This window comes from Burkholderia sp. RF7-non_BP4 (genome assembly GCF_001521935.1).
In the GTDB taxonomy this organism is placed as follows: domain Bacteria; phylum Pseudomonadota; class Gammaproteobacteria; order Burkholderiales; family Burkholderiaceae; genus Burkholderia; species Burkholderia diffusa.
The window spans coordinates 41,645-59,783 of sequence record NZ_LOTA01000095.1; the positions used below are offsets into that span (position 1 = coordinate 41,645).

At 66.6% G+C, this 18,139-nt stretch carries 19 protein-coding genes; 14 read left to right on the top strand and 5 right to left on the bottom strand.

The window, feature by feature from the left end; genetic code table 11:
• Positions 1-64: 64 nt before the first annotated feature.
• The 5 genes from WS49_RS30160 to WS49_RS35415 all read right to left on the bottom strand — a co-directional run bounded on the left by WS49_RS30160 (position 65) and on the right by WS49_RS35415 (position 4,934).
• Positions 65-448: a GtrA family protein gene (locus WS49_RS30160; RefSeq protein ID WP_059536004.1), complete on the bottom strand. Its 384-nt coding sequence runs from the start codon at positions 446-448 to the stop codon at positions 65-67.
• Between the two features lie 15 nt (positions 449-463).
• A complete protein-coding gene (locus WS49_RS30165; RefSeq protein WP_059536007.1) occupies positions 464-1,507 on the bottom strand; it encodes a glycosyltransferase family 2 protein in 1,044 nt (347 codons plus the stop codon).
• Between the two features lie 28 nt (positions 1,508-1,535).
• Entirely contained in the window at positions 1,536-2,915 is a 1,380-nt protein-coding gene (locus tag WS49_RS30170) for a glycosyltransferase family 87 protein (RefSeq protein ID WP_059536009.1), read from the bottom strand.
• Positions 2,912-4,150, bottom strand: coding sequence for a glycosyltransferase family 87 protein (locus WS49_RS30175; protein WP_059536013.1), 1,239 nt, complete (start codon positions 4,148-4,150; stop codon positions 2,912-2,914). The genes WS49_RS30170 and WS49_RS30175 overlap by 4 nt, the downstream gene beginning before the upstream one ends.
• Positions 4,151-4,400: 250 nt before the next feature.
• Positions 4,401-4,934 (bottom strand): hypothetical protein, encoded by a 534-nt coding sequence (locus tag WS49_RS35415; protein ID WP_156441475.1) that lies wholly within the window; start codon positions 4,932-4,934, stop codon positions 4,401-4,403.
• Between the two features lie 254 nt (positions 4,935-5,188).
• Here WS49_RS35415 and WS49_RS30180 point away from each other — a divergent pair, with 254 nt between their 5' ends.
• From WS49_RS30180 to WS49_RS30245, 14 genes are all read left to right on the top strand, one after another.
• Positions 5,189-5,371: a Flp family type IVb pilin gene (locus WS49_RS30180; protein WP_059451855.1), complete on the top strand. Its 183-nt coding sequence runs from the start codon at positions 5,189-5,191 to the stop codon at positions 5,369-5,371.
• Positions 5,372-5,538: 167 nt separating this feature from the next.
• A complete protein-coding gene (locus WS49_RS30185) occupies positions 5,539-5,745 on the top strand; it encodes a Flp family type IVb pilin (protein WP_059536016.1) in 207 nt (68 codons plus the stop codon).
• A 31-nt stretch (positions 5,746-5,776) separates the two neighbouring features.
• Positions 5,777-6,316 carry an A24 family peptidase gene (locus tag WS49_RS30190; protein WP_059536021.1) on the top strand — a complete coding sequence of 180 codons (540 nt, stop codon included), beginning with the start codon at positions 5,777-5,779 and terminating at the stop codon, positions 6,314-6,316.
• A 32-nt stretch (positions 6,317-6,348) separates the two neighbouring features.
• Positions 6,349-7,749, top strand: a complete 1,401-nt coding sequence (locus tag WS49_RS30195; RefSeq protein ID WP_059536024.1) for an ATP-binding protein — start codon at positions 6,349-6,351, stop codon at positions 7,747-7,749.
• Positions 7,750-7,784: 35 nt separating this feature from the next.
• The gene (gene cpaB, locus WS49_RS30200) at positions 7,785-8,630 is read left to right on the top strand and encodes a Flp pilus assembly protein CpaB (protein WP_059536027.1); all 846 of its coding nucleotides are present in this window, start codon (positions 7,785-7,787) and stop codon (positions 8,628-8,630) included.
• A gap of 115 nt (positions 8,631-8,745) precedes the next feature.
• Positions 8,746-10,701 carry a type II and III secretion system protein family protein gene (locus WS49_RS30205; RefSeq protein WP_059536030.1) on the top strand — a complete coding sequence of 652 codons (1,956 nt, stop codon included), beginning with the start codon at positions 8,746-8,748 and terminating at the stop codon, positions 10,699-10,701.
• A gap of 20 nt (positions 10,702-10,721) precedes the next feature.
• A complete protein-coding gene (locus WS49_RS30210; RefSeq protein ID WP_059536033.1) occupies positions 10,722-11,021 on the top strand; it encodes a hypothetical protein in 300 nt (99 codons plus the stop codon).
• A 25-nt stretch (positions 11,022-11,046) separates the two neighbouring features.
• Positions 11,047-12,318, top strand: a complete 1,272-nt coding sequence (locus WS49_RS30215; protein ID WP_059536036.1) for a pilus assembly protein TadG-related protein — start codon at positions 11,047-11,049, stop codon at positions 12,316-12,318.
• 13 nt (positions 12,319-12,331) lie between these two features.
• A complete protein-coding gene (locus tag WS49_RS30220; RefSeq protein ID WP_059536039.1) occupies positions 12,332-12,865 on the top strand; it encodes a TadE/TadG family type IV pilus assembly protein in 534 nt (177 codons plus the stop codon).
• Complete coding sequence (locus WS49_RS30225) at positions 12,862-13,305, top strand: TadE/TadG family type IV pilus assembly protein (RefSeq protein WP_059536043.1); 444 nt, start codon at positions 12,862-12,864, stop codon at positions 13,303-13,305. Before WS49_RS30220 ends, WS49_RS30225 begins: the two co-directional genes overlap by 4 nt.
• Positions 13,306-13,327: 22 nt before the next feature.
• Positions 13,328-14,536: an AAA family ATPase gene (locus tag WS49_RS30230; RefSeq protein ID WP_059536047.1), complete on the top strand. Its 1,209-nt coding sequence runs from the start codon at positions 13,328-13,330 to the stop codon at positions 14,534-14,536.
• Positions 14,537-14,555: 19 nt separating this feature from the next.
• A complete protein-coding gene (locus tag WS49_RS30235; protein ID WP_059536051.1) occupies positions 14,556-15,923 on the top strand; it encodes a CpaF family protein in 1,368 nt (455 codons plus the stop codon).
• 33 nt (positions 15,924-15,956) lie between these two features.
• Positions 15,957-16,934 carry a type II secretion system F family protein gene (locus WS49_RS30240; protein ID WP_059536055.1) on the top strand — a complete coding sequence of 326 codons (978 nt, stop codon included), beginning with the start codon at positions 15,957-15,959 and terminating at the stop codon, positions 16,932-16,934.
• 38 nt (positions 16,935-16,972) lie between these two features.
• A complete protein-coding gene (locus tag WS49_RS30245) occupies positions 16,973-17,947 on the top strand; it encodes a type II secretion system F family protein (protein ID WP_059536058.1) in 975 nt (324 codons plus the stop codon).
• The last annotated feature ends 192 nt before the right edge of the window (positions 17,948-18,139 follow it).

Consider the following 18,139-nt stretch of genomic DNA (forward strand, 5'->3'; position numbering starts at 1 on the left):
CGCTCGCCTCGGGTGCGATGGTTCCGTGACCAATCGGTGAATGCTTTGACCCCACTGCCTGCGGTTATCGATACGTCCACAGCCGGTGCATCACGAACATCGTCGGCGGGATCAACAGCGCGATCGCGACGATCGCCGCGCCGCGCGGCATGTCGAGCAGTTCGGCCGCACGCGCGAGCAGCATCGTTTCGGCGAAGCCGGCCAGCGCGACGGTCAGATAGCGCAGCAAGCTGCGCGAATGCACGGTCGACGAGAAGCTCCACAGCGTATTCGCGAGATACGAGAACACCGTCGCGCAGACGAACGCGACGGCGTTGGCGGTCACCTGAGTCGCGTCGAACAGCGCATACATCGCGGATGCGACCAGCATGTGCAGCGCGGTCGAACCGAGTCCGGACAGGCCGAAGCGCGCCAGCCGCACGCGCTCGGCATAAAGCAGGTCGAACATCGCTGCCTCCGCTGCTCAGCGCTCGCCCACCCGCACGCGGGCCGGCTGCGCGCGGCGGCGTGCGTTCGGGCGCCGCGTATCGCGAGCGACCGGCAGTTCGATCACCTTGGCGTGCGTCTGGTAGCGGCGGCGAATCAGATAGACCGGGCGTTGCTTCGACTCGTCGTAGATGCGTCCGATGTACTCGCCAACCACGCCGATGCCGACGAGCTCGATCCCGCCGATGAACAGCGTCACCGACAGCAGCGACGCATAGCCGAGCACCGGGTTGCCGAACAGCAGCGTGCGGCCCACGATGAACGCGCCGTACAGGAATGCGAGTGCGGCGATGCTGAGGCCGATGTAGGTCCAGCTGCGCAGCGGCACGGTGCTGAAGCTCGTGATTCCCTCGAGCGCGAAGTTCCACAGCTTCCAGCCGGAGAATTTCGAGTGCCCGGCGCTGCGCGCTTCACGCTGATACTCGATGATCACGGTCTGGTAGCCGACCCACGCGAACAGCCCCTTCATGAAGCGATGGCGCTCGGGCAGGCTGCGCAGCGCGTTCACGACCTTGCGGTCCATCAGCCGGAAGTCGCCGACGTTCTCCGGCAGCTTCACGTCCGACAGCATGTTGTGCACGCGGTAGTAGATCGCGGCGGCGGTGCGCTTCGCGAACGAATCGCATGCGCGGCTGCTGCGCTTCGCGGCGACGACTTCCGCGCCGTCGCGCCAGTGTTCGAGCATCACCGGAATCAGGCTCGGCGGGTCCTGCAGGTCGGCGTCGAGCGGAATCACCGCGTCGCCGGCCGCTTCGTCGAGGCCGGCCGTCAGTGCCGCTTCCTTGCCGAAGTTGCGGGTGAGATCGATGACGCGCACGCGGCGGTCGATCATGCTGACCCGGATCAGGCGTTCGAGGGTGTCGTCGCGGCTGCCGTCGTTCACGCAGACGATTTCGAAGCGGATCGAATCGAGTTCGGCCATCAGCGGAATCACGACGTCGAAGAAGCGTTCGACGGCCTCGCCTTCGTTGTAGAACGGTACGACCAGCGAGACGAGCGGTGTGTAGAGTGGTTCGCGCATGATGGGTTCCCCTGTAATGACGTGCGTGTCAGCGGCCGGCACCGAATGTCGGGCGGCCGGTGCGGCGCAGTCCGTGCGCCGGGCGGTGGTGTGAGCGGACCGGATGCGGGAAGCCGGTCTCGGTCGAGTTGTCGCGTGCGTCGGGCATCGACGGCACGTCGTGCCTCTCTTGTGCAATCCGGCTGACGAGCAGCGCCAGCGATGCCAGCGTGACGAGCGGCATGAACTGGAACGGCAGATGCGTGACGATCGCGAGGCCGGCGAGCGGCGTCGCCCACATCAGCATCAGCCATTCGCGATCGAAGCGGCGCCAGCCGTGCGTCCACGCATAGCGCGCATACCACGCGATCACGAGCCCGTACCAGGTCAGGTCGTAGTCGTACAGGTACGGGCTGACGATCAGGCATGCGCAGGCGAGCGTGGCGGCGCGCAGCGCGTACGAACACGCGCCGCGCCACGCGTACACGACGGCGATCGCGGCGGCCGCGGCCGACAGCAGCTGCAGGCCGCGCGCGATGTAGGCAGGCCAGCCGGCGAGGGTGGCGAGCGCGAACACGGTCGGCATGCGCGCGAGCTTGACGTGGCCCGCGTTGACCGTCTGATACGCGTCGTTGATGCCGTGCGCGAACGCGATCCACGACCCGATCCCGAACGCGAGCGTCGTCAGCGCGACGCCGGCGGCGATCGTCGCGGCCCATGCGGCCAGTGCGCGCCATTGTCCGGCGCAAATCAGCGCGAGCGGAAACAGGACCGCCATCTGCGGCTTCATCGTCAGCAGACCGAAGCAGATGCCGGCGATGACGGGGCGGCGATTCAGCGTCAGCAGTCCGAGGCCGGCGAACGTCGCGGTCAGCAGGCTCGTCTGCCCGACGATCACCGTGAGGAACGCGCCGGGGAACGCGAGCGCGCAGAGCAGCGCGGCATCGCGCTGCACGGTGGCGCGGATCGTCACCGCGAACAGCATGCAGGTCCCGCCGAGCCACAGCACCAGCGCGAGCAGATACGGCATCCAGCCGAGCGGCAGCACCAACAGCAGCATGGTCGGCGGATAAAGCCACGGCAGCGAGCCGTCCGCGGCGTTCAGCGTCGGGATCGCGAGTTTCTCGATCGCGAAGAGCGAGGAGAACTGCCATGCGTCCACCGCATGCCCGAGCGCGGCGAGCCGCGCGGCGCTCCAGATCGGTGCGAAATCCTGCGCGAGCGGTTCGGGCACGGCGGTATGCGACCCATGCACGCGTGCGAGATAGATGCAGATGAACAGCAACTCGGTGAACAGTACCGCCGCCGCATAGAGGCGCACGCGATTGCGATTGAGCCAATGCGGATAACGACGCGGGCCGGCGATCGGCAGTTCCGGATGGGCGTCGAGGGCCGAATCGACGTGCAGAAGGGAGAGTGGCGTTTTCATTGCGCATTCCGCGACGCGAGGGTCGAGCGACGCACGACGACGAACAGGATGGCGAGCAGCACGACCGGGCCGATCTGCGGCAGCCGCGTGATCCGGTTGAACACCTCGAATACCGGCAACAGCCACGCGAGCACGATCACGATCTGATCTCCCGGCAGCCAGCCTTCATCGAGCCCGTGGGCGATCAGGCAGAAGACCGCGATGCCGAGCCAGGCCAGTTCGTAATGCCACAGATAGGGCGTCGACAACAGCGTGGCGACCACCAGCGCCGCGCCGCGCAGCCGCATGTCGTCCGTGCGACGCCAGACCTGAACGGCGGCGGTGATGGCGAGCAATCCCACGGCGGCTTGCGCGGCGAGCGAGGCCGGAATCGATGCACCCGCGAGGCGGAGCGCCGCGAACGTCGTCGGCGAAACGAACCAGTAGGCGGGAAGGGTGAAGTGCATGCCGCGCACGATCGACATCGCATGGGCCAGGCCGCTCAGGGAGCCCGTGCCGGTCAGTGCAATGCCGGCCACGGTGAACAGCACGGTCGTGATCGCCGCCGACATGAAGGTTCGCCACGAGCGCGTCGCGATCAGCACGAACGGAAACACCATCGCCATCTGCGGCTTGATGGCGAGCAACCCGATCAGCATGCCGGCGACGATCGGGCGTCGGCCGAGGAAATGCAGCGCGAGCGCGGCGATGCCGGCGGTCAGGATGCTGTTCTGCCCGTACAGGATGGACGCGAACACGCCCGAATAGGCGAGCACCACGAGCGCCGCGGCGCGCGGAACGGGCAGGTGCGCACGCAGGCCCGACAGTCTCAGGGCGGCATACGCGTAGCATAAAAGACTGCCCGCAAAAAAGAGGAAATACGCGGGCAGGAAAGGCACGAGGGCAACCGGCGCGATGAACAGCAGCATCGTCGGCGGATAGAGCCAGGGCAGCGATTGGTGACCGATGTAGGCACCGAACCGCGCGACCTCGGCATGAGAGAAGAAGACCGGATCGTAGATCGCTGCGGCGTGGCCTTGCAGCACGAGTTGCGACGCGGTCCAGAAGACGGAGAAGTCGACACCCGGTCGGGCAGTCGACTGTGACGTGAAGGCGTCCGTTACGACGCCCCAGACGATCAGAAAGGTCACGCACAGCAGCAGCATGACGCAGCTGTACGGAACGATCCGGTCAGCCGTCAACCATTGAGCACAGCGTTTGGCGCGATAGCGCACTCCACGATTGGCTGTGTACATGATGCCCCGTTTGCAGTGAAGGCTGCCTGAGCTTCGGCAGCCATTTTGTGTTGTCGTGTATCCGGATCGAATCGCGCTCGATGGCGCTGTCCGGTGAATGCATTGTTGGAGAAAAAATCGTGTGACGCAAACCGCGGGCTGAATCGTGGAATCGCGATTCGACGGCGACATGGCTGAAAAGCGGGTTTTCACGTCTGAGAAAACCGTACCGGCGCAAACGATGTTTCTCGCTTGAAACATTCCGTGTTTTTCACCGCTCCGGCGGTATGCGGAATGCGCGTCGGGCGACGGGTGATCCGGATTCGGGAAAATCCCGAGAAAATTTTTTGGCGCCCTTGCACAGCACGGCGGCGCGCTGCCGGCACGCGGCGCCGGCCCGCATGCGTATATCAAATCTGAAACATTTTGTGCAGTGCGCCGAAACCCGGTCGACGGGTGAATCGCCGGAACCCTTGATGCGCCTCGTTTTCCCTCCGGCTGGCCTGCTCTTTGCGTCAAGGTCCGCACGACAGTCGACGACGTGATGAACGACCGGTTGAAGCAACAGGCTGACAAGACCGGATTCAATCACCTGCGGAAAGCAACGGATCGAGGGCGCGTCGGGGAATACGCCGCCCAGGCCTTGAAAACCGCCGGAAACGTCGACTGGGCGAATAGGCGACGGCATCGTCCGCGCAAAAAGAATCACATGACAGCATTGGGGAATAAAAATGAAAGACCAGAGCACGCCGCGGCTCGCATGCCGCGCAGAAGACCCGCAGTTGCATCGACGCATCAGCGTCATCCGCTCAATCCGTATTCATGCACGGAACGGTCGTTTCGCCGTTCTGCTCGATCGCGTCATTCGCCAGATCGCAGCGCGCATGGATATCGCACGCATCAGCTCACCGACCATCGTTCGCCAGGCCAGGCTCGTACCCTGCCGTGTGCGTCGCTGAGCGCAGCATCCGAATCCTTGTGTTGTTCCGGTAGTACCCCCGCTCCCCGCGTCGATCCCCGACAACGGGATTTTCATAGTAGTGCGAAAGGAGAGTAGCCATGTCCACGTTCATCCAGAAGATCCGCGGTTTCGTTCAAGACGAACAAGGCGTGACGGCCATCGAATACGGCCTGATTGCCGCACTGATCGCAGTTGGCCTCGTTGCAGCACTGACGCTGGTCGGCAACGACCTCAAGACCGTCTTCAACACGATTGCAGACGATCTCAACGCGGCGATCTGAATGGCGGGGCGGCGAACGGCGGGTCCGGCCCGTTCGTCGCCATCCCGTCGATCGTGCAGGGCCGGACACTCAATCAACAGATGTCGAATGGATCGAACGGCGGACGACTCGGCCGGTGCACTGCGCGAGTCTCCCCGCTCTCTTGACCAACCGAATCGGAGGCTGTCATGCGGACCAGCGGACGTGCGGTAGCGGTATCGCGATGGATCGGCGACGAGCAGGGGGTGACGTCGATCGAGTACGCGCTGATCGCGGCAGTGTTCGCCACCATCGTGCTGGGAAGCGTGGTCACACTGAAAGGTTCGGTTGAAGACGCGTACAACATGATCGCGTCGATCGTGACCGCGGCGGTCAATACCGCACTGGGTCAGTGATTCCGACTATTACAGCCAATCGAGGTTCGCCATGTTGCCTGCCGCGCTGCCTTATCCGGTCCCGTTGTGCGTGACGGTGCTCGTCGTCGTCGCGGCCAGCACGGACATCACGAGCCGACGCATCCCGAACCGGCTCGTCGCGATCGGGCTGGCCGGTGCGCTGATCGCCCAGTGCGCGCTGCACGGGGTCCAGGCCGGCGCACTCGCGTGGCTTGGCGGCGCGGCGACCGGCTTCGGCATGCTGCTGCCGTTCTATCTGCTGCGCGGGATGGCCGCAGGCGACGTGAAGCTGATGCTGGCGATCGGCGCATGGGTCGGCGCGCAGATGACGTTCGACATCGTGCTGGCCACCTTTCTGGCCGGCGGGATCGGCGCGATCGGCCTTGTGCTGGTGCGCGGGCGGATGCGCCAGATGTGGGCGAACGTCCGGGCGCTGATCGCGCATCGCTCGATCCGCGCGTATGCAGGGGAAACCGACGGCCCCGTGGAAGTCGCGTCGGTCGGCGCGTTGCCGTATGGCGTCGCGATTGCCGCCGGCACGCTGGGCATGCTGTTCGTTTCGCGCGTCTAGCGCGACGAACCCGCAACGAGGATGAAACGCACATGAACACGATCCCCACCGAACCGAAGCGCGACGCGCAGGTTACGCACCTGCCGCATCCGTCGCCGTTGCGGGAGGCTTATGCGAAGCCGGGCACGCAGTTGCCTGCCGCGCCGCGCTCGCTCGAGGAAACCGGACTGAGCCAGTCGTTCGTCGCGGGGCTCGTGCTGAAGTCGACGCTGGTGCTCGGCCGGCCGTCCTACGGCGACCTGATCGAGCGCCACTGCCTGCCGCTCGCGGTGCTCGACGACATCTTCGCGTTCCTGGTACGCGAGCATCTGGTCGAACTCACCCATCGCGGCAAGACGGACCTCGACGTGACGTTCCGCCTGACCGACGCGGGCCGCGTGGCCGCGCTCGAAGAGTGCGCGCGCAGCACGTACAGCGGGCCCGCGCCGGTGACGCTCGACGCGTATCTCGACTGCGTGTCCACCCATTCGGTGCGCAAGCTGCGCGTGGCCCAAAACGACGTATGGGCCGTATTCGAAGGCGTCGTGATGGACACGTCGGTACTCGACTCGGCGGCCGCCGCGCTGAACTCCGGCCGTCCGCTGCTGATCTACGGCCCCGCCGGCAGCGGCAAGACCTTCCTCGCCGAGCGGCTCGGCGCGTTGATGGGCGGCCACGTGCCGGTGCCGTATGCGATCTATGCGGCCGGGGAAGTGATCCAGATCTACGATCCGCTCGTGCACGTCGACGCGCCGTCGCAAACGGAGGGCCAGTCGATCGATCGCCGCTGGCGCCTGTGCGAGCGGCCGGTCGTGATGTCCGGCGGCGAGCTGACGCTCGACGAGCTCGACCTGCGCCGCGATGAGGCGGCGGGCTTCTACCAGGCGCCGCCGCACATGAAGGCGAACATGGGCATGTACATCGTCGACGATCTCGGCCGCCAGCGCGTCGAGCCGCGCGACCTGCTCAACCGCTGGCTGCGTCCGCTCGATCGCGGCGTCGACTTCCTGACGCTCGAGTCCGGCAATCGATTCGTGCTGCCGTTCGACGTCTGGCCGGTGTTCTCGAGCAACCTGGCGCCGGAGCAGTTCGCCGACGACGCATTCATGCGCCGGCTCGGCTCCAAGCTTCACGTCGGCCCGCTGTCGATCGACCACTACCGCGCGGTGTTCGACGCCGCATGCGAGTCGCTCGGACTGGTGTCGACGCAGGACGCCTTCGACTATCTGCTGCACCGGCTGCACCTGCCGACCGGCAAGGCATATCTCGCATGCTTCCCGATGGATCTGCTGCGCCTCGTCGCCGCCGGCGCGCGGTATCGCGGCGATCCGCCCGAAGTGACGCACGACGCGCTGCACGACGCATGGGCCAGTTATTTCGGCACGGCGCCCGAGCGCGACGGCGGATATCTGCCGCCTGCCGAGCACGGCGGTCACACAGTCATAACCGGTTGAGCCGTTTCTTTCACGATTCGTTGAGGAGCATTGCCATGAAAAACAGTCGAGCGCTCATGATGCTGATCGTCGCGATGGTCGCGGGGCTTGCCGCGGTCGTGTTCGCGTCCCGCTGGTTGATGAATACATCCAGCAGCTCGGTCACGTCGGTCGCGGTGGCGACCACCGACCTGAACCTGGGCGAGCCGCTCGGGCCGAACCAGATCCGCATGGTGAGCTGGCCGTCGGGCAGCGTGCCGACCGGCGCGTTCACCGACACGAAGGAACTCGAAGGGCGCGTCGTGCGCACGAGCCTCGCGCGCGGCGAGCCGGTGATCGAGTCGAAGCTCGCGCCGGTCGGCACGAAAGGCGGGCTGTCCGCCGTGATCGCCGACGGCAGCCGTGCGATCACCGTGCGCGTGAACGACGTGGTCGGCGTCGCGGGCTTCGCGCTGCCGGGCAACTACGTCGACGTGATCGTCAACACGCAGGAACAGCAGGGCAAGACCGACGGGCAGAGCATCTCCAAGATCGTGCTCGAGCACATCCTGGTGCTGGCCGTCGCGCAGCAGGTCAGCCGCGACGACACCGCACCGAAGGTGGTCAACGCGGTGACGCTCGAAGTCACGCCCGACCAGGCCGAACGCCTTGACCTCGCGCGCAGCGTCGGCACGCTGTCGCTCGTGCTGCGCAACCAGGTCGACCAGAAGACGCTGACGACCGACGGCGCGACCAAGCTGACGCTGCTCGGCAAGGCTCCGGTGCCGGATGCACCGCCCGCACCGGTACACGAACGCGTACGGACCGTGCGCGTGCACGTCGCGTCGCACGCGGCGCCGGAGGCGCGCCACGATTGTGTCGGCGTGCTGACCGGAGTACGGGGCAGCGTCGAATGCTTCTGAAGCCGTAGAACACACATCCAGACAAACACATCAACCAGATCGGCCGCCGTCAGGGCACGGCGGCCTTGGAAGTCGACAACCGGCGGCTCGCCGGTCACTCGGGGGATCAGACGAAATGAAGATCAATCCGCAACATTCAGGTACCGGCCCGGTGCGCACACGCATCGCACGGGGCACGATGATGGCCGCGATCCTGTGTACGGGGTGGCTGACGGTATACAGCGCGCTGGCCCAGGAAGGCGCGGAATCGGCCGCGCTGATGAAAGGCGGCGCGAGCGCGCCGGCTGCCGTCGCCAAGGGGCCGATGCAGATGACGATCAGCATGGCGCCGGCGGTTGCCGCCGCGCCTGCCGCGTCGGCAGGCCCGCTGCGCGGACCGAATTGCGTGGGCGCGGTGCGCGAGTCGACCAGCGTCAGCGTGCCGCTCGGCAAGTCGCTGCTGGTGCCGATGCCGGAGCCGGTCCGCAACCGGACCATCGGCAACCCGGCCGTCGCGCAGGCGACGATGGTGTCGCCGCAGACGCTGTACATCCTCGGGCTGACGGTCGGCACGACCAACATGATCGTGCAGGGCCGCAGCGGCGCATGCCGCGTGATCGACGTGGCGGTCGGCGCGGACGCCGGCGGCCTGCAGGCGTCGCTGACGCAGCTGATGCCGAACGAGCGCGACATTCACGTCTCGACCGCCGCCGGCACGATCGTTCTGGCGGGCAACGTGTCGAACTCGCAGGCCGCGCAGCAGGCGGTGCAGATCGCCCGCGCGTACAGCGAAAGCGCCGGCGACGGCAGCGGCAAGGGCGCCGGCGTGCTGAACATGCTGGCCGTCACGTCGCCGCAGCAGGTGATGCTCGAGGTGAAGGTCGCCGAAGTGTCGAAGACGCTGATCAACCAGATGGGCAGCGCATTCAACATCCAGGGCGGCTTCGGCTCCTGGAGCGGCGCGCTCGTCAGCAACCTGCTCGCGGGTGTCGCGAGCGCCGCGGTCTTCAACAAGGCGAACAACAAGCCGTTCAGCATCGCGGCCGATGCCCAGAACACCGACAACCTCGTCAAGATCCTCGCGGAGCCGAACCTCGTGACGATCAGCGGCCAGGAGGCGACGTTCCTCGCCGGCGGCAAGATCTTCATCCCGGTACCGCAGAGCAGCGGGACGGGCACGTCGACGATCACGCTGCAGGAAGAGGAGTTCGGCGTCGCGCTGAAGTTCACGCCGACGGTGCTCGGCAACGGCCGGATCAGCCTGAAGGTCGCGCCGGAAGTGTCGGAACTGTCGCAGACGGGGGTCACGCTGAGCGCGACCAACATCGGCGGCACCTCGATCCTGCCGCTGATCACGACCCGGCGCGCGTCGACGACGGTCCAGATGGGCGACGGCGAATCGTTCGCGATCGGCGGGCTGATCAAGGACAACGCGAGCGGCGCGCTGAAGGCGATTCCCGGCGTCGGCGAGGTGCCGGTGCTCGGCGCGCTGTTCCGCAGCACGTCGTTCCAGCAGGACCGCACCGAGCTGATCTTCGTGATCACGCCGCACCTGGTGAGGCCGCTGCAGACCGCCGACCTGCCGCTGCCGACCGACAGCTTCTCGAAGCCCAACGAAGCAGACGTGTATGCGACCGGCAACATGGAAGGCCGCAAGGGTGTCCGCAAGGCGGGCGCGCAACCGGCGAGCGGCGCGATGAATGCACCGCAGACGCCGGCACCGGCTCCCGCGCCGCAATCGGCTGCACCGGCCGCACCGGCCGCCGCGCTGCCCGCACCGCGTGCGCCGCAACCTGCCGAAGCACCGGCACCGGTGCCGGCGCAGCCCGAGAAGCCGGCGGCTGCAGCGGCCGCCACGGCGGGGGCGGTGAACGTCGAACCGGTGCCTGCCGTGCCGTTGCGGCCGCAACCGCAGGCCGACGCGGCCAGCGCGGCACGGATCGCGCGCATCGAAGCCGCTGCCGCGCGTCTCGCGGCGGCCGGCTCCGACACGCCGGCAAAACCGGCGCCGCGTTCGAAGCAGAGTCTGCCGGCCGCCGCCCACGCGCAGATCGCGCGGGCGAATGCGGAACCCGCGTCCAACGATCGTTGAAGCCATCCAAGGGGAAGCTCATGAAATCCGCCTACCTCGTATTCGTGCGCCGTGCGGCGCTCGCCGTCCCGCTCGCGTTCGCGCTTGCCGGCTGCATGTCGTCCACGCCGGTGTGGGACAGCCGCTTCGGCGACTCGGTCCGCGCCGTCACGCAAGCCCAGATCATCGATCCGCATGCCGCCGAACACGCGGCCTCGCGGCAGGGGGTCGACGGCAGCGCCGCCGCGGCCGCGCTCGACAACTACGACAAGTCGTTCAGGCAGCCCGAACCGAAAGCGAATGCATTCGTGATCGGGATCGGCAAGTCGTCGGGGCAATAACACAGGCACGCTCAGGGAGAACGCCATGTCCAGCGCAGCTCGTCATCCGAAACTCACGCGTCGCGGTATGCGTCGCCAGCAAGGCGCCGTCGCGATCATCGTCGGCCTCGCACTGGCGGTGATGATCGGGTTCGTCGGTCTCGCGCTGGACCTTGGCAAGCTGTACGTCACGCGCAGCGAACTTCAGAACAGCGCCGACTCATGCGCGCTGTCCGCTGCGCGCGACCTCACGTCGGCCATCAGCCTGCAGGTCGCGGAGGCGGACGGCATCGCCGCCGGCCACTCGAATTTCGCGTTCTTTCAGCAGAACGCGGTGCAGATGCAAACGGATTCGAACGTCACGTTCAGCGATTCGCTGACCAATTCGTTCCTGACGAAGACGGCGGTCGCCACGCCGGCGAACATCAAGTACGTGAAGTGCACCGCGCAGTTGACCAACATCGCGCACTGGTTCATCGAAGTGCTCAACACGATTCCCGGCGTGCAGGTCGCGAACGCGGCGCAGGTTTCGGCGAGCGCGATCGCGACGGTCGGCGCCGGACAGACCACCTGTGCGATCCCGGTGTTCGTGTGCCGGGCGTCGTCCACCGCGCCGTACAAGGTGGGCGACTGGATCTCGTCGCCGTCCGGCTCGTCGTCGACGTACGGGCCCGGCAATTTCGGCTGGGCCGCGCTCGACGGTTCGACGAACGAAACGACCATCGCGAGCGAATTGTCCGGCAATACCTGCAACATCACGTCGCCACCCAAGCTCGGTTCGACGGGCCTGAAGTCCGCGTCGCTGCGCGCCTGGAATACCCGCTTCGGCATCTACACGAACGGCGCCAACGGCTCGAGCGGCCAGCCGGACTTCACCGGTTACGCATACGTCGGCCCCAACTACGGGCCGCCGGGAACCGCGGGCATCGTCGGCGACGCTTACACGCAGTTCGTGCTCGATCGCGCAAGCTTCAAGTCCTACCAGGGCGACGGTGCACCGCCGGCCGGCAGCGGCATTGCGACCAATGGGACCGCCACGGCAAGCAACTATCAGACGTTCGGCGGCGACCGTCGCGTCGCGCTTGCCCCCGAGGGCGACTGCTCGACGCTGAGTGGGGCAAGCAACCAGTTGACCGTCACGCAGTGGGACTGCGTGCTGATGCTCGATCCGCTGCCGTTCAGCCCGGGCGCCGGCGGTGTCGTCGCGCATCTCGAATACCTCGGCTCGGCGTCATCCGGCAGCACGCCTTGCGCGACGCACGGTTTGCCGGGCAGCGGCAGCTCCGTCGGCCTCAAGGTGCCGATGCTCGTTCAATAGAGGAGACGCGATCATGAAAAGGTTCCCGATTCGCCGGTCGCGCATGCGCGGTGTCGCCGCGGTCGAGTTCGCGCTCGTGCTGATGCCGATGATCGTGCTCGCGACCGGTGTGGCCGAGTTCGGCCGCGCGATCTATCAGTACGAGACCCTCACCAAGGCGACGCGCGACGCAGCGCGCTACCTGTCGGTCTATCTGCCGGCCGACAGCGGCTATCCGCTCGCGGCGGCGCAGTGCCTGGTCGTCTACGGCAACACGACCTGCGGGTCTGCCGGCACCGAGCTGGTGCCGGGGCTCACGACATCGATGGTGATCGTGTGCGACGCCGCGCATTCGACCGATTGCGCCGACGCGTCCGACCCGCCGCAGTTCGCGAACCTGCCGACCTACGACTCGACCAACAACGCGGCAAGCGGCACGGCGACCGGCAGCATCAACGTCGTCGAGGTGAAGGTGAAGGGCTACCAGTACCAGCCGATTCCGGCCTACCCGGGGCTGTCGTCGATCACCTTCGGCAACATCGTCACCGTGATGAGGCAAGTGTCATGAACGCGCGTCCCTTCCCGCTGTCGCGCCGTCGCGGCCAACGCGGCGCGACGATCGTCGAGTTCGCGCTGATCGCATCGATCCTGATCATGCTGCTGATCGGCATCTTCGAATTCGGGCGCGTGCTGTTTTACTGGAACACCGCGACCGAGGCCATCCGGCTCGGCGCACGCACGGCGATCGTCTGCGACGTGAACGCCGCCGGCGTCGTGAAGCGCGTGAAGTCGCTGATGCCGATGCTGTCGAACGCGAACGTGTCGGTGAGCTACACGCCGTCAGGTTGCGACGTGAGCTCCTGCTCGTTCGTGACCGTCAGCATCACCAACGTCACGGTCAGGACGATGATTCCGATCGCGAACGTCGCGATCACGATGCCGCCGTTCACCACGACGATGTCGCGGGAAAGCCTGAACTCCTCGACGGGCGGTAGCGCCTGTCAATAATCGAAACCGACGAGGCACAGTCATGATCAATATCCTCGTAGCTGCCGACGATACCGCCCGGCTCACGCAGACCGCGCGCCTGGTCACCGACAGCGGACACTATCGCGTGACACGCGCGCATGGACGGCCGTCCCAGATCGAGCATCGAACGGACGGGCTCGATTCATTCGACATCCTGCTGATCGACGGCGCGACGACCGATGCGTCCGAGCTGTCGGCGCTCGAGCGGATCTGCCGGCTGCACCCGGGCCTGACCTGCATCCTGGTGACGGCCGATGCGGCGCCGAACGTGCTGCTCGATGCGATGCGCGCCGGCGCGCGCGACGTGCTGCAGTGGCCGCTCGACCCTGCGGCGCTCGCCCGCGCGCTCGAGCGGGCCGCCGCGCAAAGCACGCGGCGCGACGGCGACGATACGCGCTTCGTGTCGTTCATGTCGTGCAAGGGCGGCGCGGGCACGAGCTTCGCCGCGAGCAACGTCGCGTACGAGATCGCCGAAACCCACAAGCGCCGCGTGCTGCTGGTCGATCTGAACCAGCAGTTCGCGGATGCCGCGTTCCTCGTCAGCGACGAGACGCCGCCGTCGACGCTGCCGCAGCTGTGCGCGCAGATCGAGCGACTCGACGGCGCGTTTCTCGACGCGAGCGTCGCGCACGTGACGCAGAACTTCCACGTGCTCGCGGGTGCGGGCGACCCGGTCAAGGCCGCGGAGATGCGCGAGGATGCGCTCGAATGGATCCTCGGCGTCGCGGCGCCGCGCTATGACTTCGTGATCTTCGACATCGGCGTGAGCATCAATCCGCTGTCGATGATCGCACTGGATCGCTGCGACCAGATCCAGCTCGTGTTGCAGCCCGCGATGCCGCACGTGCGCGCGGGCCGCCGGCTGCTGGAGATTCTCGTGTCGCTCGGCTACCCGACCGACCAGATGCGGCTGGTGGTGAACCGGATGACGCGCGCGAGCGAACGGTCCCGCACCGCGCTCGAGGAAGTGCTCGGTCTGCACGCGAGCAGCACGATACCCGACGATGCCGACACCGTGCGCGAGGCGCTCGACCAGGGGCATCCGGTCTCGCGCGTCGCACGCAGCGCCGCGGTGACGCGTGCGTTGCAGGCCTGTGCGAAGCAGATCGTCGAAGGGGACGTGCGCACCCGGCACGACACGTCCAGCAGCGAACCGTTGATGTCACGGCTGTTCGGCCGCAAGGCCACGCCGAAGCTCAAGTCCATGTGAATCTTTCGGGGAAACCATCATGTCATTGCGCGAACAGATGTCCTTGTACCGGACGCAGCCGCAGGCGGCAGGCACCGAACCGGCAGGTGCGACGCATTCGTCGGTACGCGACGCGTACCAGAAGCTGCGCCGTGAAATTCATCTGGCGGTTCTTGAGCGGGTCGAGCTGGAGCGCCTGTCACGCCTGCCGCAGGAACAGGTGCGGCAGGAAATCGCGGCGCTGATCTCGCGCATCCTCGACGAGGAGCGCCTGCTCGCGAACGACATCGAGCGGCGCCAGCTCGTGATCGACGTGTACGACGAAATGTTCGGCTTCGGACCGCTGGAGGCGCTGCTGCGCGACCCCGGCATCTCCGACATCCTCGTGAACACGTACCGCCAGGTGTACGTCGAGCGCGCCGGCCAGCTCGAGCTGACCGACGTGACGTTCTACGACGACGCGCACCTGATGAAGGTGATCGAGAAGATCGTGTCGCGGGTCGGGCGCCGCATCGACGAATCGACCCCGATGGTCGATGCGCGTTTGCCGGACGGCTCGCGCGTGAACGCGATCATTCCGCCGTCGGCGATCGACGGGCCGCTGATGTCGATCCGGCGTTTCGCGGTCAACCCGCTGAAGATGGACGACCTCGTGAGTTACCAGAGCCTCACGCCGCCGATGGCGGAACTGCTCGATGCGCTGGCCAGGGCGAAAGTGAACGTGCTCGTGTCGGGCGGGACCGGCAGCGGCAAGACGACGCTGCTCAACATCCTGTCGGGCTTCATCCCGCGATCGGAGCGGATCGTGACGATCGAGGATGCGGCGGAGCTGCAGCTTCAGCAGCCCCACGTGCTGCGGCTCGAAACGCGGCCGCCGAACATCGAGGGCAAGGGCGAGATCACGCAGCGCACGCTCGTGCGCAACGCGCTGCGGATGCGGCCGGACCGGATCATTCTCGGCGAAGTGCGCGGCGCGGAAGCGCTCGACATGCTCAATGCGATGAACACCGGCCACGAAGGCTCGCTCGCGACGATTCACGCCAACACGCCGCGCGATGCGCTCACGCGGCTCGAGAACATGATCAGCGTCGGCGGCCTGACGCTGCCGCCGAAGACGATGCGTCAGCAGATCGCGTCGGCGATCTCGGTGGTGGTCCAGGCGACGCGGCTCACCGACGGCAAGCGCAAGATCGTCAGCATCCAGGAGCTGACCGGGATGGAAGGCGACATCATCAACATGCAGGAGATCTTCACGTTCAAGCGCACCGGCATGGATCGCGACGGAACGGTGCGCGGACACTTCTGCGCGACCGGCGTGCGGCCGAAGTTCGCCGAGCGGCTGCAGGCGTTCGGCATCAACCTGCCGGATTCACTCTACGACCCGGCGCAGCGTTACGAGACGAAGTGACGGCGCGCGTTCGTCTGATTCCGGGGAGGTTTCATGGACTCGATATTCTACGGTTTTGTGATTCTCACCTTCGTCGCAGTCGTGCTCGCGATCGAAGGTGTCTATCAATGGTGGAACTCACGCCACGGTGCCGCGGCACGCCGGATCGAGTCGCGCCTGCGCGCGATGTCGGCCGGCGGAAGCGTGCAGCAGGAGCGGCTGTCGATTCTCAAGAAGCGGATGCTCGACGAGTCGAAACCGTTCGACCGGCTGCTGCTGCGCGTGCCGCGTGTGCAGTCGGTGGACCTGCTGCTGCAGCAATCGGGGCTCGACTGGACGGTGGCGAAGCTCGTCGTGTACAGCACGGTATTGCCGGTGACGGCGATGCTCGTCCTGTTGTTCACCCCGTTGCCGCTGATCGCCGTGGTGCCGATTGCGTTGCTGACCGCGTGCTTTCCGGCCTTGTACGTGATGCGGCATCGCAACCGGCGGATGCTCAAGCTCGAGCGCCAGCTGCCGGATATCTGCGACATGATCGCGCGCGCGCTGCGCTCCGGCCACTCCTTTACGAGCGCGCTCGGCATGGTCGGCGAGGAGTTTCCGGATCCGATGGGCGGTGAATTCCGGATCACGTTCGACGAGATCAATTACGGCGTATCGCTGCACGATGCGCTGGTGAACCTCGCGACGCGCGTGCCGGCCCATGACCTGCGCTACTTCGTGATCGCGGTGCTGATCCAGCGCGAGACCGGCGGCAACCTGGCCGAGCTGCTCGACAGCATCGCATCGCTGGTTCGCGAGCGCTTCAAGCTGTTCGACAAGGTCCGCGTGCTGTCGGCGGAAGGGCGGCTGTCGGCCTGGATCCTCGGGCTGCTGCCGTTCGGCACGGCGGGCATGATGGCGGTGTTGAACCGGGAGTTTCTGTCGGTGCTCTGGCAGGATCCGGCCGGCATCAAGATGGTTGGCGTGATGCTGGGGTCGATGGCATTCGGCATGCTGTGGATTCGCCGCATCATCCGGATTCGCGTCTGACGCGCGTCTCAGGCTTCACGAACCGATTCGAGGCTGTCATGCAAAACCTGAGCGTAGTACATACCGTGATGCTGGCCGGCTTGTTCATCTTCGTCGCCGGCGGCGTGCTGGTCGCGATGCTGCTGTTTGCGCCGCGCAACATGGAGCGCCGGATCCAGCAGGCGAGCGGAGCAAGTGTCGGCATCGGCGCCGGCGCGGGCGACGGCGGCGGGCCGGCATCGCGCTGGGTCGCGAAGCTCGTCGAGCTGTCGCAACCGATTTCCCGGCTGTCGGTGCCGCAGGAGGGCTGGGAGAATTCACCGCTGCGGATCCGGCTGATGAACGCCGGCTGGCGCGATGCGAACGCGGGCGCGCTTTACTTCGCGGCGAAGACGGTACTCGCGCTGGCGCTGCCGGGCGCGGCGCTGCTGGCACTCGCCACGACGCGGCTCGCGGGGCAACGCATGCTGCTGTCGTTCATCCTCGTCGCGCTCGCCGGGATCGGCTACTACGTGCCGAACGTGATCCTCAAGCGGCGGATCGCGACGCGTCAGCGGGTGATCTTCGAGGACTTTCCGGATGCGCTCGACCTGCTGACCGTATGCGTCGAAGCAGGGCTCGGGCTCGATGCGGCGCTGATGAGGGTAAGCGAGGAACTGCGCTTTCGCAGCGAAGTGGTCGCGAGCGAGCTCGACTTGCTGCTGCTCGAGATGCGTTCCGGATTCACCAAGGAAACCGCGCTGCGCAATCTGGCACTGCGGACCGGCGTCGAGGACATCGAATCGTTTTGCGCGATGCTGATCCAGGCCGACCGCTTCGGCACGAGCATCGCCGAATCGCTGCGCGTGCTGTCCGACATGCTGCGCACGCGGCGGCGGATGCGCGCCGAGGAGCGCGCCGCGAAGATCGCGCTGAAGCTGCTGTTCCCGCTGATCTTCTGCATCTTCCCGGCGCTGATGTGCGTGTTGCTCGGGCCGGCGATGATTCACGTGTATCGCGTGCTGCTGCCGACCTTCACGAGCATCGGGCAGTAAGCAGCGGCGCGGGACTGCCGCGCGAACCGGATGTACGTGCCGACCGGGCATCGCCGGCCGGCACGGTCACCGTCTTCATGGGAGGCTCCTCCTCCCCCCGGGCGGCGTCGCGAGACAGGTCGATCATAGCGGCGTCAATGCAACCCGGACCCATGGTCGACCATGGAGACAGCCGTAGTCCACTGCCCGCGC

Excerpts from the sequence above, each read along its gene's own strand:
- WS49_RS30190 (WP_059536021.1), top strand. The coding sequence starts at position 5,777 with ATGTTGCCTGCCGCGCTGCCTTATCCGGTCCCGTTGTGCGTGACGGTG.
- WS49_RS35415 (WP_156441475.1), bottom strand. The coding sequence starts at position 4,934 with ATGACGCTGATGCGTCGATGCAACTGCGGGTCTTCTGCGCGGCATGCG.
- cpaB (WP_059536027.1), top strand. The coding sequence starts at position 7,785 with ATGAAAAACAGTCGAGCGCTCATGATGCTGATCGTCGCGATGGTCGCG.
- WS49_RS30165 (WP_059536007.1), bottom strand. The coding sequence starts at position 1,507 with ATGCGCGAACCACTCTACACACCGCTCGTCTCGCTGGTCGTACCGTTC.
- WS49_RS30245 (WP_059536058.1), top strand. The coding sequence starts at position 16,973 with ATGCAAAACCTGAGCGTAGTACATACCGTGATGCTGGCCGGCTTGTTC.
- WS49_RS30180 (WP_059451855.1), top strand. The coding sequence starts at position 5,189 with ATGTCCACGTTCATCCAGAAGATCCGCGGTTTCGTTCAAGACGAACAA.
- WS49_RS30205 (WP_059536030.1), top strand. The coding sequence starts at position 8,746 with ATGAAGATCAATCCGCAACATTCAGGTACCGGCCCGGTGCGCACACGC.
- WS49_RS30230 (WP_059536047.1), top strand. The coding sequence starts at position 13,328 with ATGATCAATATCCTCGTAGCTGCCGACGATACCGCCCGGCTCACGCAG.
- WS49_RS30210 (WP_059536033.1), top strand. The coding sequence starts at position 10,722 with ATGAAATCCGCCTACCTCGTATTCGTGCGCCGTGCGGCGCTCGCCGTC.
- WS49_RS30235 (WP_059536051.1), top strand. The coding sequence starts at position 14,556 with ATGTCATTGCGCGAACAGATGTCCTTGTACCGGACGCAGCCGCAGGCG.
- WS49_RS30175 (WP_059536013.1), bottom strand. The coding sequence starts at position 4,150 with ATGTACACAGCCAATCGTGGAGTGCGCTATCGCGCCAAACGCTGTGCT.
- WS49_RS30220 (WP_059536039.1), top strand. The coding sequence starts at position 12,332 with ATGAAAAGGTTCCCGATTCGCCGGTCGCGCATGCGCGGTGTCGCCGCG.
- WS49_RS30160 (WP_059536004.1), bottom strand. The coding sequence starts at position 448 with ATGTTCGACCTGCTTTATGCCGAGCGCGTGCGGCTGGCGCGCTTCGGC.
- WS49_RS30225 (WP_059536043.1), top strand. The coding sequence starts at position 12,862 with ATGAACGCGCGTCCCTTCCCGCTGTCGCGCCGTCGCGGCCAACGCGGC.
- WS49_RS30185 (WP_059536016.1), top strand. The coding sequence starts at position 5,539 with ATGCGGACCAGCGGACGTGCGGTAGCGGTATCGCGATGGATCGGCGAC.
- WS49_RS30170 (WP_059536009.1), bottom strand. The coding sequence starts at position 2,915 with ATGAAAACGCCACTCTCCCTTCTGCACGTCGATTCGGCCCTCGACGCC.
- WS49_RS30195 (WP_059536024.1), top strand. The coding sequence starts at position 6,349 with ATGAACACGATCCCCACCGAACCGAAGCGCGACGCGCAGGTTACGCAC.
- WS49_RS30215 (WP_059536036.1), top strand. The coding sequence starts at position 11,047 with ATGTCCAGCGCAGCTCGTCATCCGAAACTCACGCGTCGCGGTATGCGT.
- WS49_RS30240 (WP_059536055.1), top strand. The coding sequence starts at position 15,957 with ATGGACTCGATATTCTACGGTTTTGTGATTCTCACCTTCGTCGCAGTC.